Here is a 16336-nt window from a genome sequence, read left to right as displayed (position 1 = left end):
TATAAATATTAAAGATATTATTGTAAGTTTATTAAATTTCATCCTATATAAAGTCCGTCTTCCATTATGATTGTAGTGGCTAATCTTCCGATTAGACGAGGGGGGATTTCTTTTATAACAGTATTTATATTAGCTATTCTGTCTTTTTCTCTCTCTTTACACCCCACATACATACCTTTAAGATTATTCTGTCCTATTACGTTAAGAGCCTTAAGAAGCCTTCTTGCCTTATCATCCTGTTTGGTTTCTTCGTCAGTGTTATAAATTCCTCTGCTAAAGTCGTTTAGGATTTCCATTGATTCGTTGTATTTGTCTATAGGAATATCAACTTCATCTTCAGAGCCTTGCTGGTAAACTCTATACATCTCATTCCTGTGCTCTATAGGTATAGGGTTTAGTTTGGATATATTAAGCTCTCTATTAAACCCTGCTATCTTTAACTCTTCAGGCATAAAGCCGAATTCTTTACCTTTTAGATGTCTAAAGTATTTATGATCGCTTTTATCGCTTGTGGTCCTAAGCTCATCTAAACATAAGTATGCAAGCAGTTTGTTTAAAGGTAGTTGCTTAGAAAGATTATTTGACGTTTTAAGATTTGAGTTATCCATCTCGTAATATATAAAGGAGTTATAATCAAGTCCTCCGCTTGATAGTCTTCCTCCTATAAACATATCTTTTAGATCAATACTCATAAAAGATGAGTATATATTCATAGGGTAGTATAGATATGAACTTTTTTCATTTGAGGACGCCTTGTGTGTTAAAGGACATAAGGATATGTTTTCGACTGCATAAGGGTCGTTGTGTTTATGGGTAAATTTCTCATATTTTAGTTTCTCATACCCATTTTTTAGCTCTTCAAATTTCGTAGTGATTAAACAATCCACTATGCTTGATAGGCCATTTTTTACTATAGATTCCATTAATGCACTTTTATAGGTTTCAATGTGTTGTTTTAATACTTCTTTATTGATCTTTGAAAGTATATCGGGATATATCTTCTTTGCATCATTTAATTTTTTATAATTAGACTTGCTCTCCTTGTCTATGTAATACAAGAAAGTATACTTTTTAAATTTTAAAATATTGGCAAATGATTTATTTGCTATACGCTTAGATATGCCTTTAATCCGTTTTGGGTTATTGGTAGCTACTATATTTATCTTTGAACTTATATTGTTGTAAGTAGATATTATGCTTAAAATTCCCAACTCTTGAATTAGGATAGATTTTAAGGACTCTCTTTTAAATATACTTTTTGCTATGGTTCTTAGGATGTGTTTGTAGTTTTCGTCTGAAAAATATGCATAAAAAGGAAATAAATTTTTAAGAATATCGTTTGTAATGCTTTCAATAGCTTCATCGATAATGTCTTTTTCTGATTTGCCCATATTGTTTAAATCGCTTATTAGCTGATTATATCTATCTTTATTGAGTTTATACTCTTTATCTAAAAAATCCTCTATATCTTTCTCTTCATTCGATAAATCGGATTTAGGTTTATCATCTTCGTAACTCGACTCAAGTTCGGATAATAATTTATAAAATTCATCATCAAACAAGACTTGATCGTCACGTATTAAATTCTTCTCGAATTCATCGGCCAACTCCTCTATGCACAGAGCATCTTCATCTTTTGCTCCAGACTTTGTATCTCTAAAGAAGTAAATTCGTTTTTTAGAATTTTCATCTTCCATAAAAGCATTCTTATTTAATACTTTAAATTTCCTTTCATGTACAGATATGTATTCGTCGGCTTGCGTATTGATTCCGATGCCACTAAATACTGACTCAGACCTACTGACACCTACCTTTCCGTACATCTGTTTAATCATAAAAAACGTGACCGATAATAGCACCACATCTAGCGCAGAGTAAGGATTTGTTACGAAATCACTCTGAACAAAGGGATCTTCATCTGTGGGAAAAAATCCTTCGTAAACATACAACACTTTGCCGCTATAGTCTTTAAATACAGTTATATCTTTTTTGTTTATACTTTCAAAAAAAGTTTTAAAATAATCAATGCTTTGATCTAGATACTTTTGTTCTTTCTCTCTTATCTCTTCCATGTCTTTAGGCTGCTTGAAAAACAAGTTTATATAATCTAAATTTTGCTTAGACACTTCACCTTTTTCAATAAGCTCTAAATTATATTTTACATCATCGCTATTATCAATATCCCAAAGAGCTTCATTGCCGACTAGTATGTCTTGCTTAAGCTCGTCTATATATGATTTTTCTATACGAATAAACGGGCTTAAATTTAAAACATAAGCATCGTTTTCATTATCTGCATTAATTTCTATTTTATATTTACTATAATCTTTTACCGGGGTCATATCGTCAGGAGCTTGGGTATATGTCTTGTTTACTTTTGGATTTTTATTTATTCTATTGTTCTCATCAGTTATTTTGTATTGCAAAGCAGCGGTAAGGATACGCTCGCTTAGTCCTGCATTTTCTTTAAAAGGGGCGTTTGATATAACAAGATAGTTTTTTGTCACTCCCGTATATTTCTCACTGTTAGTTTTATCGTTTTTGGAGATATTTGATTTGCCCGATATGAGTTTGGCAAATTTAAAAGAGTTAAAAAAAGGATGTTGAATATAGACAAAATTTAAACGGCTTGAAGCTACCGTATTTGTAAGCATCGCATACATACTATCGCTATCTTTTTGCCTACCTTCTCCTTTGTTTGCCCTAAGAGCGATTTTCGGATTGTGCTTTGCCGTAGATACATTAGTAGCTTTTTCATAATCAAAAGCATCCGTATCGCCACTTACATACCCACAAACTCCTAAATACTCATCAGCATTTACTTCTTCATTTTGACTGCCTACGTCAAATCCCGTAAAATCTATAAAAAAACCGTCCTTACTATCTTTGTCGGGCTTAAAAACTATAATATTGCAAAGCGACTTAGTATTTACGAGATTAAACATAAAACCAAATTCTTGAGCAAGCAAACTCCTAATCGGATTTGCAAAAGCATAAAAACCTCTATTGCTATAATAACTATAGACGTTTAGTCCAAATCTAAACACCGAATCGGCATTTAAAAGCAAATTTGTCTTTTTAAGTGTCTTTTTGAAATCGCTTATATCCACAAGCTCTATAAGCATTTTTATAAACTCTTTTAATACAACTCTTATTCCGTCTTCAGAAAGCTCTTTCATATTTTCGGTAAGCTTATTAAAGGCTTCTTCTATATTGTCTTTAGCTTGTTTTTCAGCATCAAATTCTTCCTTAGAAAAAATCATTTTGGCTTGTTTTACAATATCGTCTTTTAGCTTTTTTAAAAGCCCTAATATGTTGGCTTCCTGCTCTTGGTAGTGTTTGATTAATAAATTTGTAGCTTCGGTATAAGTTTGGATATTTGCCTTAGGAGGATTATAAGAGTAGGACCTATAATGGGGGTTGTTTGATATTTCTTTTTCGTATTCAATCCTTTTTATATCATCGGCAAGCCTGATAAGGCCTCTTGTAAATTCTTCTACCGGAGATTTGCCATCAAGTAAAACTTTTACATCTATGCTATCTTTAAAAAATCTTTTGATCTTTATGTATTTTTCTTGGCGATTGTCACCTCCATCTCGACTATCTAAAATTTCATCTTTATCCACATAGTATTTTGTTATTATATTTACGGATTTGCTTTTAGAGCAGTTGAAAAGTCGGTTAATGATACTTCCGCCAAGCTCTGATGCTTCCTTAATAGGATAAAATTTATTTAAATTTGAACAATAAAAAGTTATATGATTGCAACGCTTTTCATATTCGCTAAATTTCTCAAGTAGATCATCTATTTTGTGTATAGTTTGTAAATTTTCTAAAGCCATATTAGTCCTTAAGCAACCTTATTTGTATCAACCGATTTTTAAAGAGTTAGTTATATCAACTCTACACAACCCTACTTCGTAAGCATAATCATCATCAAACCCTTTTGCTATGTCAAGAGCGGTTTTTTTAACATATCCGGGCGAGTAAAACACGATAGTTTTTACCACATAATCTTTTTTGCACTTTGTGCTATCAAAGCCGTGAAGTCTTGAAAAATATCCTATTCCACTACTTGGCCTATTCAGTTCATTATACTTTTGCTTGCTTACTTTATGAATATACTCCGGTATTATAAATACCATTTTTATTTCATCTTTCCCAAATTTCAAGCTAAATTCTTTAAATTCGTGATTTTTCTTGTAGTTATTCTTTAAATCATCTAAAAGCTTGGTGTCGCTTACACTATTTGCATTATTAAAATCAAGTTCTATATTGCTAAATCCATTTTTATCCTCGAATTTAACATCGTTTAAATAATATACGCAAACAAGCATGTTGTCTTTTTGAGAAGCATCGGATTTAAAGTGCACTCTTATATTTGATTTTTGAATTTCATTCTGAGCATTTCCTTGTTTATCGAAAAACTCGCTATCTTGACTCGAATCAAAAAATTTAAAATCATTAGGCTTCTTAACACATATAATTTTGCTTCCCTTATCGCTTAAGCATTCCGAGATATAGTCTTGCATTAGGGCATGCTCATTATTTACCGTTTTTTCACTTAATGCACTTCTTGGAACTACGGCTACACTAGTGCAAGGAGAGTTACAAGGGCAGTTTATTATAGGAGAATTTATAAAATCGCTTCCAAGTATTATAGGAATGCCTTTTGTCCTAAGAGTCCTTCCTCTAACACTTTTTAGTATTACCGTACCGCCATGTTCGCACATAACCACATCATCTTCTATGATAGGAAAACGAACGGCTATTGATTGTCTTTTTTCTATATCGTCAAACTCTCTTTTCTTTGGTATTGAACGAGAAAGCTCTCGTTTTTGCATCGTTGATTTATGGGTAGGCATAAGTTTGATTCCAAGACTTTCATCTCCTAAAGAATAGTGCAATATATCAACATTGGAGTTCTTGTTAAAAACTCTTAACGTCCCTTCGCCTTCGCCATTATCTTGGTAATAATAAACAGGTTTGGACTCATCGGGATTGCCGCCTTCATCTAGCGAACCAAACGCAAAAGCCGTATCTTTATATTCGCCGGCTCCGCTTAAAAGCACACCATCTAAAAAAATATGATATTTATAAGAGCTCATATCATCTTGAATTGCGAATTTTTCCTCTACTCGCTTATAAATACTCTTGCAATCAACAACATCCCTATTATGACTAAATACAAAAATTTCTCTATTTAGAGTATCTACAAATACCGTAGAGCTCCATTCGTTTAGTCTTACATAGTTTTTGTTGTTGTAAACGGGCGATACATAAATACTATTAAACTCGTCGTCAAACATAGTGTTTTTATATTGTTCTTTTTTAGCGTTTAAAAATTTCTCTTTATCTCTAGTCAAATAAGTCTTTGTGAAATTAGAGTTATACTTATACGCTTTAGTTATATCATTTTTATCCAACTTTTCATCATTTTTGAAACTAGGAACAAAAGGTAGCATTTTAAATAAGGCTCTAAAATTTTTATCGTCCTCAAACTCTTTTTCTAGATCTTTTTTATCTATTATCTTTATAAAAACTTCTTTTTCGGCAAGATCTAGCATTATGTTTACCAACTCTACTTTATTTACATTATTTTCATACTTATCTATAAATTCCTTATACTCAGAGTTATCTTTTTTATTTTTTAGCCTATAATACATCTCGTCTAGGATTATGCTTATATAGTTTTGATTTTTTGATTTAATGTTTATATTGTCCTTATAAAATTTATCCTTGTCTATCAAATCTACTAAAATTTGAGAGTATGAATTTAAATAATCAAGAGCACAAGCTATATCCTTGCTCAATGCTTCTTTGTTTTTATTATTCTCCTGCTTTAAGAGATAATCATAAAAATGAGAAGCATATATAATGCTTGTCATATAATGGCTGTTTAGATAGTAAGAGCCGTCTAGTTCTCCTATATGAAGCAAATGAAGCCTATCGGTATTTTTATAATCCAACTTGCTTCTTATGCCAAGTCCAAGTTTATATCCAAGATCCGATATAACAGACACACTAGGCTCTATAGTCTGTCTTGACTCTCTATTAATGGTAAAATCATCTACCGGAATCGCCTTTTTTATAGTTTCTATATGATGAATTTCAATACCGCCGAAGCTATTCTTGCCTGCATCTTTTGCATTTTTTGCAGCCTCATCAAAATCACGACTATAGTTAGTATGCTCCTTGCACTCGCTTATAACTTCATCGGTAGTCTTGCCGCCACCATAAACCTTATTTACACATCTATCTATAACTCTTCTTGTAAAACCAAAAAGATCAAATAACTTTTTAACGCCCTTTATTATAAATTTAACTACAACTCTTACCACTCTTAAAAGTATGTTAAATAAAGAAGCCAAAGCTCCGCCAAATCCCGGAGCATTATATGTATATAGCTCTTTTATATTTAAGCTATTTTTATACAAATAAGTAGCCTGAGCTAAATGCCCTCCCAAAGAGTGTCCTACTACCACGGTTTCAAATTTAGCTGCGCTTGTATTTGATTTTTCATTTAAATTAGAATTGTTTTTAGCAAAATCCTCTTGTATCTTACTCATCATCTCTTTTTTAAGTATGATTAAAGATATGATTTGAGGTATTCCCACTAAACCGGCTATAAACCCGTCAGTTAAAATCATATCTTTAAAGATCTCTCCACCTTTAAGATAAGCTTCTGTTCCTCTAAAGGCTATAGTATATCTGTTTGGAGCGGACTTTGATATATCATCTTTAAAAATAGTATACGAAAACCCGCTTATAGAAGTATTTTCCTGATGATGAATCAGTCTAAAACGATTAGAAAACATCTTGGTTCGAGTTGATAAATAGGAGTGTTTGTAAAAAAGTTCTTGCAAATCACCGTCTTTAACAATAAAATTTTTAATATTATTATTTATCTGAATATCCTCATATTCAATATTATTATTTCCTAGATTTTGTTTTCTTTGTATAGTTTTGGGTCTTTTAATTATCTTTTCTTGCATAAATCTGGCTTCAGTAGCCAAAGCGTAAGCCGTAGGATTTCCCGAGGGTATTAAAATATTTCCATCTTCATCTTTTATGTCGTCTTTTAACTTATGTCCTATTCTTTCTCCATCTGCAAATTCCCAAACAGGCCTAGGTTTTTTTCTTACGTTTTCATTGTAATCTTTATCTGCCTGACTTAGTTTTTCGTTATTATCCACATAATTGTAAAAGGCATAAGAAGCATCGGCTAAATTTGCATAATCTTTTATGTCTTGTATTGTTTTAGATACCGATTTATTATCGCTGTTCATTATTTAGCCTTTTAAATTTATAGTTTTTATTTTATTAAATTTTAATTTAGATTATTCTAAATAGAATGTATTATCACTATCTAAATATATAATTTCTTTATCTTTAAATCTAATTCCTGCACCCTCATCTCCGAATATTCCGTAGTTGGTTTTTATATAATCAAATGTTACTGTTATTACTATGGGAATAAGTTCGTTGTTTTCAATATAAAAATACCTTGGAACTATTCTGGATTTTTCGTAAGCTTCCTTACTCATATTATTTTTTATTTTTTCTATTGTTTTGTCTGAAACTTTTTCTTTGCCTTCGTATTTATAAAAAGAAGTATAATATCTCTTGCCGTTTGATAGAATTTGAGGGAGTTTTTCATCTATGGGTTTCATATTGATACTATATATATTTTTTGGTTTATCCCCCACTTTTATTTGTTTTTTAGATATAACAATCTTATCTCCTAATTCATTTATCATATTCTTTCTTTCCTCCTCCCTCTTCTCTATCTCCTCTAAATACTTCTTATTAAATATATACACTCCTCCGTATTTATTAGCTAACTCTTCTAACTCTTTTTTGTTTATGTTGTTTGTATCTTTGGCAGAGCAACCCGTTAAAAAGATTAAACATATTATTGATAACATGGCTAAGATAAATTTCATAGTGTGTCCTTTTGGTTTATTGAGAGTTTTTAGTAGGTTTTATTATATTGATTTGTTAATTAAATTTGTCTTTTATAAAAATGTATGCTATGGTTTATTATACAAACATTAAGTTTAAGGCTAAAACATAAGAAGCATCGGCTAAATTTGCATAATCTTTTATGTCTTGTATTATTTTAGATACCGATTTATTATCACTGTTCATTATTTAGCCTTTTAAATTTATAGTTTTTATTTTATTAAATTTTAATTTAGATTATTCTAAATAGAATTTATTAAATCCGCCCAAATCTTTTACTGTTTTTTTTGTAAAAGATATTCCTGCACCCTCATCTCCGAATATTCCGTATTCGGTATTAATAACATTATAATATACAGATATAGATACAGGAATTATTTCATTATTTTTGTCAATATAAAAATAAGATAAAAGCATATCGGGTTTATACTTATTATAATTTTCGAGTCCTATGAATTTTTTTATTTTATCTACATAAATTTGAGGAATAACAGCCGTCTTTCCCGTTTCGTTTTCATAATGAGTCCAATAAGTATAATATCTCTTACCGTTCGATAGAATTTGAGGGAGTTTTTTATCTATGGGTTTCATATCTATAGAATAAGTATGCTTACCTATCTTTTTTCTTATCTTATCTCCGAGTTCCGCACTTAAATTCTTTCTTTCCTCTTCCCTCTTCTCTATCTCCTCTAAATACTTCTTATTAAATATATACACTCCTCCGTATTTATTAGCTAATTCTTCTAACTCTTTTTTGTTTATGTTGTTTGTATCTTTAGCAGAGCAACCCGTTAAAAAGATTAAACATATTATTGATAGCATGGCTAAGATAAATTTCATAGTGTGTCCTTTTGGTTTAATCGATATTATAACCTTAAACTACTAAATATTTTTAAGATATAATATAATTTTACAATATCAGGCAAGAATAATATAAAAAAGGAGCAATCATGAAACATATTTTAATTATCGGAGCCGGTGGAGTAAGCCAAGTGGCAACCGTAAAATGCGCGATGAATAGTAATGTTTTTACGACTATCACGCTTGCAAGCCGCACAAAGAGCAAATGCGACGCTATAGCAAAATTTATCAAAGAGCGCCTTGGAGTTACGATAAATACGGCTCAAATCGACGCTGATAATACCGATGCGGTTGTAGAACTCATTAAACAAACCAAAGCCGATTTGCTACTAAACGTGGCGCTTCCGTATCAGGATTTGACACTTATGGACGCTTGCGTAAAAGCTAAAATTCCTTATATAGACACCGCAAACTACGAGCATCCCGATACTGCTAAATTTGAATACAAGCTTCAATGGGCAAAAGACGGCGACTTTAAAAACGCAGGCACGATGGCGCTTCTTGGAAGCGGATTTGATCCAGGTGTGACAAACGTATTTTGCGCCTATGCACAGCAAAATTTGTTCGATGAAATCCACGAGATAGACATCCTAGACTGCAACGCCGGAGATCACGGATATCCTTTTGCTACGAATTTCAACCCGGAGATAAACCTGCGCGAAGTTAGCTCAAAGGGCAGGTATTGGGAAAAAGACGAAAGCGGCGAAGGCAAATGGATAGAAACCAAGCCTATGGAGATAATGTTTAAGTGGGATTACCCGAAAATCGGAGTAAAAGACAGCTACCTGCTATATCACGAAGAGCTTGAGAGCCTAGTTAAAAACATCAAAGGACTTAAGAGAATTCGCTTCTTTATGACTTTTGGACAAAGCTATCTAACTCACATGAAATGCCTTGAAAACGTCGGCATGCTGCGCATAGACGAAGTCGAGCATAACGGCATGAAGATAGTGCCTATCCAGTTTTTAAAAACCCTACTTCCGGATCCCGCCAGCCTTGGCGCAAGAACAAAAGGCAAGACAAACATCGGCTGCGTCATAAGAGGCATAAAGGACGGCAAAGAGCGCCAAGTCTATATCTATAACGTATGCGATCATGAAGAGTGCTATAAAGAGACGGGTGCGCAAGCCGTTAGCTACACCACGGGAGTTCCTGCTATGATAGGCTCTATGATGGTTGCTAAAGGAATTTGGAATGGTAAAGGTGTATTTAATATGGAAGAATTTAACGCTAAGCCTTTCATGGATGAGCTTATGAAGCAAGGTTTGCCATGGGAGATAATAGAGATGAAACCCGGCGAGAGATATGAGGTTGAGAGGAAAATTTAATAAATTTAGGGCTATGTTTAGCCCTTTTTAAATTTTTATTTAACAAAAAACAATTTAAATTTTTACTACAAAATCCCCTTAAAATAGCACTTTATATAGTAAAATAAAACAAGATTCAAATTTTATATTTAGAAATTATTAAATTTTATTCTATAATTGCCGATTTAGAAAATTGAAAATAAATCAAAAAGGATAGTATTTGAAAAAATCACTAAAAAATAAATTGAAAAAAACTCAAATTTTACTTTTGGCTTTTCCTATAGTAGGATTTTCTTCTGATTATATTAGTGTATTAAGAAGATCTTATGAGCTAATAAATCTGCCAAGCGCATACCAAAACAATCCCGGTATAACAGGCGAAGGTGTTGTAGTCGGAATTGTCGATTCGTTTTTTAAAACAAATCACCCAAGCATACAAAACAAAGATCTTGGGCTATTTAACGTAGATCAAAATAGTATAAATGAAATAGCGGATAGAGCAAAAAAAGATAGCGCTAGACACGGAACTCATATAGCCGGAATTATTTTAGGCAAAAAACTAGGAAATGACGAACCTTACGGTATAGCGCAAGGGGCTAAATATTACGGAGTAGGATATGTAAATTTATTTTCAAACTATACAGGAAATCTCTATAATGATCTAAGCGGAAAAAATATAAAAATTATAAATAATAGCTGGAGCTCACAAAAATATCCAAGTCTTGGAATAGGAGATATGTCAAACGGCTACAATACTTTTAATGAGCATTTAAATGCGGAAAAATTGGCACAAATTAATGAAAATAGCAAAGGAGTTGCAAGCCTTATAAGACTTGCTAAAGAGGAAAAAGCTCTAATAGTAATAGCTGCAGGAAATGACGGTATGCTAGCTCCAAGCTCAACAGCTATCGTTCCGTCTTACGATAAATCGATTAAATCATGGATAGTTGTAGGGGCTATGAACGGACAAGACACTAAGGTTGATAACTCTACAGGCAAAAGACGTATAAAATTTATAAGTGGAAAATGTGCCTCTAATGCCCCTACTTACGAATGCGATAGTCTTGCTAAATTTTCAAATGCCTTTAAAGGCGCCTCTTATTACTCTATAATAGCACCTGGTAAGTACATAGACTCTGCAAATTCTTATTATAATCATAGTGGATTTCACAACCCTAAACCTGAGGAAATAGCTAAATTTTTTAATATGAGCGGAACTTCCCAAGCAACGCCTATGGTGAGCGGTGCTGCGGCCTTGCTGCAACAAAAATTTCCGTTTTTAAGTGGAATTGATATGGCAAATATCATCTTAAGTACTGCAAATGATGACGTGATATTGCCAAAACTTACCGTAAAATCTTTTAACAATACAGCTTTTTATCATATCATATACATAGATAATGACGTACCTATGAAAAACGGTCAAATAGATCAAAATCAAGTAAGGCAAGATCTTTCAAGTATAGGATACTCGCAAACCGACATAGACACAATGCTTAGAAAACTTTTTCCAAAAGACGGTATCGTAAGACTTAACAAAAGAGATTTAATAGGTCAAGGCGTGTTAGATGTAGATAAGGCGCTCAAGGGTTTAGCTAAACTTGATGCAAATAGATTTGATGCGGAAAATATAGTTGAATTTAACGGTGAAAAACAAGCCCTTTATACCATTGATACAAAAGGACACAATGGAGAATTTACCAATGATATAACACAAAAATTATGGGATAGCAGCTTGCATGTTGCAGATGCATCAAATTCTCCGGCTATGGACATTGAAAATATAGATAAAATAGGCTTTAGAAAAATAGGCGAAGGAACACTGACATTAGCAGGAAATACCGACTATAAAGGCTTAACTATAGCTTCTGGCGGAACCCTAAAGATAAAAGGCGAGATGACAAATAGCAATCTTTGGGCGGTAGATAAAGGCAATCTTGATCTTGAGGCAAGTTCAAAAATAAAACAAAATGTCTATGCAAAAGATGGTGGAAATATAAATTTAAAAGGTGCAGACATCACAGGAAATGCTGTCATCTATAAAAACGGAAAGCTCATAACATCTAGTCAAAATGATCATAATATACGTGGCTCGGTTGTCGCGGACGCAGGAAACATAGAGCTTAAAGAGGGAAAGCTCATAACACCTAATGTGACGCTCAAAAATCAAGGCGTCTTAAGCGGAGAAGGCACTATAAAAGGCGATCTTATAAATGAAAGCGGTATAGTTAAGGCAGGCTTTAAGGATGGAAGTCTTGCGATAGGAAATTTAAACATAGAAGGTAAATATACTCAAAATGCAAATGGCGATCTTGAGATAGGATTTAATCCTCAAGCAAGACACACTAGCTTTAACGCAAACGGTTATGATATTTTAGGCGGAAAGCTTATATATACGCCCGTTTATGATAAAAACAGCCAAGATACATTTGCGAACAATTTTGAAGTTATCGTAAATCTAGGCAACCTTCCAACAGATAACTTGACTATAGACGCAAGAGATACGAATTTATTCGATTTTACGGTTCAAGATAAAAACATCATCAAAATCAACAAAAAGAAAGATCCATTCGAAAACAACAACAATGATGATGATTTTAAAAATTTGATCAATAAAATTCTAGACATAAAACTAAGCAAAGATTTTGCGAAAAACAATCCTCATGCAGCAGAGTATAATAAGTTTTTTAAAGATCTAGATAAAGCAAGCAAAAGTGAATTTGCCAAAACATTAGATAGCCTTGAAAATTCGCCTGTTCCTAGTGATGCCAAAGATAATCTATGGGCGCAAGAAAAACTTACACTGGATAATACAAATTTCTTGCTTTCAACATTTTCTCCTATGCTTTTACCAAGCGAGCCTATGGCATCATTAAGCTCTGACGTAACCGATCAGATAGCATATGATGCGCTCCAAGACAGTAGAAGAGATACTCAAATTTCTTTAAATTCAAACTACATAAAACTAAATCATGATGAGTATAAGAGCAAAACATACTCTACAAATTTACAAGCCAAAAAACTGATAGATGAAAATTTACTTGGCGGCTCAATAGCTCTAGCAACCTCAAAAAGCACGCACAAATACTCATCAAGCGAACAAAAAAGAATTTCTGTAGGCATAAGCGGTCTTTTAGATCTTGGGAACAACTACTCTTTCATAGCTCAAGGAAATTTAGGCATAGGGTTTAACGATCTTACAAGATATATAGTAGGCTCATCAAGCGACTTAAAAGCTGATTACAAAAGCTATTTAGCATCATCCCAAATAGGAATTTTAAAGAATTTCAACTTTGAAAATTTATCCATAAAACCTGTTGTGACATTAAACTACTCAACAGTAATGCAAAATAAATTTAATGAGCAAGGCGGAATTTTTGCAAAAACCTATGATAAAAAGAGACACGAAACCCTATCAACATCAATTGGGCTTCATACAAGCTATCAACTATCGCTAAATGATTACACGAAGTTAAATTTAAACGGCTTTGGATACTATACTCTAAGATTAAATGACGAAAAAATAAATAACAAAACTCATTTCAGCGATTTTGCAGACAAAAGCTTTGATCAAAAAACAACTGCGGGCAGACACAGTGTGTATTATGGAATGGATGCCGAACTAATACACAAAAGATACTTTACTCGCATAGGTCTATCTAGCGAACAGGGTAAAAATTATTCACAAATCAATGTTTTATTAAGTGTTGGTATGGAATTTTAATAGGCAATTTAATTGCCTATTACCCCCCCCCTTTTTTTTACTCCACTTTTCCTTTTTCTTTGGTTTCCACATTTTTATATCTCTCTTATCCAACTAAGTCTCACATTTGGCGATAGAATTTCAAACCGAGACATATCATTTTACGGATGAGCTTACAAAGCAAGGTTTGGTATGAGAGATAATAGAGATGAGGCCGGCAAGAGATATGAGGCTAAAAAGAAGATATAAATTTCAAGTCGCCAACGCTTTAAATTAACTAAAACTATCGGCGACTTTACTACACAAATTTAATTAGAATTTATACTTCAATCCTATGCTTCCGTTGTAGAATTGATTTTTTGATTTAGCTTTTACGCCAAAATTTAGATTTGTGCTTAAGCTTTCGGTTATTTTAAAATCAGCACCTGTTTGAAGTGTGAAATAGGTTGATTTTTTATCATTGTTTTTAAAGATAATATCTTTATTTGACCCTACAAATCTTACTATATTATCATCAATGCTTTTATAAATTTCTCTTTCTACTCCAGGCGCTACATACAAGTAACTTCCGTCATTAACATACTTTCTAAATTCGCCTGATGCTCTTAAATTTAAGACTTTAGACCTATTTGCATTGTATGACAAAGGCAAATCTCCGCTTTCGTTAAATGCTTTATTTTTTACAAAAGAGTATCCAAAACCTACCGTAGGCTTGATAAACATAGTATCGCTAAGCTTTGTCACATATCCGTAGTCCAGATCAAAAGATGCTAAATATGAATTGTATTTGCCTTTTTGATTAAGAGTATTTAATCCTGCCTTAACGCTTCTATCAAGCTCATTTTTTGCTATACCCATAGAAATTTTACCGTCTATCTCGTGATTATCCATATAAGCTCTTGAGTAAACGCCTATTTGGTAGTTGTCGGCCTCGCTCTCAATCATACTAAAATCAACTTTTGACTTAGCATAAGTGACAAACGCACCAAATATAACATCATCAAAGGCTTTGTCATATCCTAAAGTAAATCCATAAAGCTCAGGGTTGCCGCCATCTTTTACTTTGCCTTTTGCTCCTATAATGTTACCCCAAAAGTTACTATCATAATTAAATCTATCAGTATAGTATCTAACCACAGAAGCCATAGAGTCGCCACTATCGGCAAACATCTCTCCTTTTAAATTTTTAACGGCATAGGCAAGAGCAAGATCACCCTTAAAAGGATTGCTTAGTTTAGCAAGACGAGTATTTGTCGATAAATCTGAGCTAAATTTTATAATATCCGTTTGCAATCCTTTATTTAACGACTCTAAAGTTTGGTTGATAGATGTAGTATTTGATCTTACAAATTCTGAAATTTCCTCAGCTGTTCCTTGTGATATGATAGCATTTACTACATCATTTCCCTTAAACTCAAGCAATGCTCTTAAAACATCCTTTTGCTCGGCGCTAAGCTCATTTCCTGAAAGTAAATTTTTTGATTTATCTCTTTGTTTTTTAGCTTTTTCAAGCTCTTTTTCTATCTTATCTATCTTCTCTTGTTGCTTTTTAATCTTTTCATTTAAAGCATCTATCTCGCCATTTAATCTTTGTATCTCTTGTTCGGCCTTTTGTATTTGTTGTTGTGTTTTTGGTACAAGCTCACTCAACTCTCTCTCTGCTTGATCTATTTGAGCATTAAATTTATTTTTCTGCTCTTGAGCTTCTCTTAAATCTTCTTCTACTCCTTTTTTCCTTTCCTTAAGCCTATCAATATCCGCTTTCACAATTTCTTTTTTCTCTGTTTTTTCATCTTTTTCTTTCTTTTTTTTATCTATTTTTTCTTGAATGCCTGGTTGTGAAGATGGGTCGGCAGATTCTTTTTGTTTCTCTAATTCCTTGATCTCTTTATCTAATACTTGAAGTTCTTTTTCTAATTGTTTAATTTGTTCCGGAAATGATATGATTAACTTTTCAATTCCCTTCCTCTCTTCAATTGCTTTTCTAATTCTCTCATCAGCCTCCTTAATGTCTTTAGTCAGGCTTTTAGTTAAGTTATCAACTTCAGCTTTTTTATCTTTAAGTTTTTTATCGGCATTTACTTTTTCTTGTTCTTTTTGATTCTTTTGATTTTTCAAACCCTCAAGAAGCTTATTATTTTCTCCTTGCTCTTTTTTAGCTTCATCTTTTTCTTTTTCTGATTTTGCTATATCATCGTCTAAATTTACAGCCTGCATCTGCGGTATATCTTTTAAATCATAATCCGCAGCAAAAGAAATCGAACTTAAAGCTATCCCCGCCAATACTCCACAAACAACTTTTGAAATTTCCATATAAATATCCTTTTCATTTAAAAATAATTTAAATTATATATTAAAAAAATTAAATTTTACTTATATACAATGACTTATATATCGTAATAAATTCAAGTTTTTAGCACAAAAAATATTTTGCATTTATAAACAAATAATTATTTTACTATTTATAAAATATAACTAACAACAAGAAAAAAATCAAATT

The 16336-nt window shown here is 32.4% G+C and carries 7 protein-coding genes; 2 read left to right on the top strand and 5 right to left on the bottom strand.

Features of this window, described 5'->3' with window-relative positions; translation table 11 throughout:
- Nucleotides 1-38: 38 nt before the first annotated feature.
- From CORI_RS01080 to CORI_RS01065, 4 genes are all read right to left on the bottom strand, one after another.
- Entirely contained in the window at nucleotides 39-3842 is a 3804-nt protein-coding gene (locus CORI_RS01080; RefSeq protein ID WP_173030455.1) for a hypothetical protein, read from the bottom strand.
- A gap of 27 nt (nucleotides 3843-3869) precedes the next feature.
- Complete coding sequence (locus CORI_RS10590; protein WP_216842249.1) at nucleotides 3870-7289, bottom strand: hypothetical protein; 3420 nt, start codon at nucleotides 7287-7289, stop codon at nucleotides 3870-3872.
- Nucleotides 7290-7340: 51 nt separating this feature from the next.
- Nucleotides 7341-7946 (bottom strand): tRNA 2-selenouridine synthase, encoded by a 606-nt coding sequence (locus CORI_RS01070; protein ID WP_173030454.1) that lies wholly within the window; start codon nucleotides 7944-7946, stop codon nucleotides 7341-7343.
- A gap of 256 nt (nucleotides 7947-8202) precedes the next feature.
- Nucleotides 8203-8805 (bottom strand): tRNA 2-selenouridine synthase, encoded by a 603-nt coding sequence (locus CORI_RS01065; RefSeq protein ID WP_173030453.1) that lies wholly within the window; start codon nucleotides 8803-8805, stop codon nucleotides 8203-8205.
- A 110-nt stretch (nucleotides 8806-8915) separates the two neighbouring features.
- On the opposite strand from CORI_RS01065, the gene CORI_RS01060 reads away from it, so the two are divergent.
- Nucleotides 8916-10154 (top strand): saccharopine dehydrogenase family protein, encoded by a 1239-nt coding sequence (locus CORI_RS01060; protein WP_173030452.1) that lies wholly within the window; start codon nucleotides 8916-8918, stop codon nucleotides 10152-10154.
- Nucleotides 10155-10353: 199 nt separating this feature from the next.
- Entirely contained in the window at nucleotides 10354-13857 is a 3504-nt protein-coding gene (locus CORI_RS01055) for a S8 family serine peptidase (RefSeq protein ID WP_173030451.1), read from the top strand.
- 291 nt (nucleotides 13858-14148) lie between these two features.
- On the opposite strand, the gene CORI_RS01050 is transcribed toward CORI_RS01055, so the two are convergent.
- Nucleotides 14149-16149: an autotransporter outer membrane beta-barrel domain-containing protein gene (locus tag CORI_RS01050; RefSeq protein WP_173030450.1), complete on the bottom strand. Its 2001-nt coding sequence runs from the start codon at nucleotides 16147-16149 to the stop codon at nucleotides 14149-14151.
- Between the last annotated feature and the right edge of the window lie 187 nt (nucleotides 16150-16336).

Origin of the sequence: Campylobacter sp. CCUG 57310, assembly GCF_013201975.1 — a bacterium.
Lineage (GTDB): Bacteria > Campylobacterota > Campylobacteria > Campylobacterales > Campylobacteraceae > Campylobacter_A > Campylobacter_A canis.
Note: the sequence above shows the minus strand (reverse complement) of the source record. Positions and strands in the feature narration are given on the sequence as shown.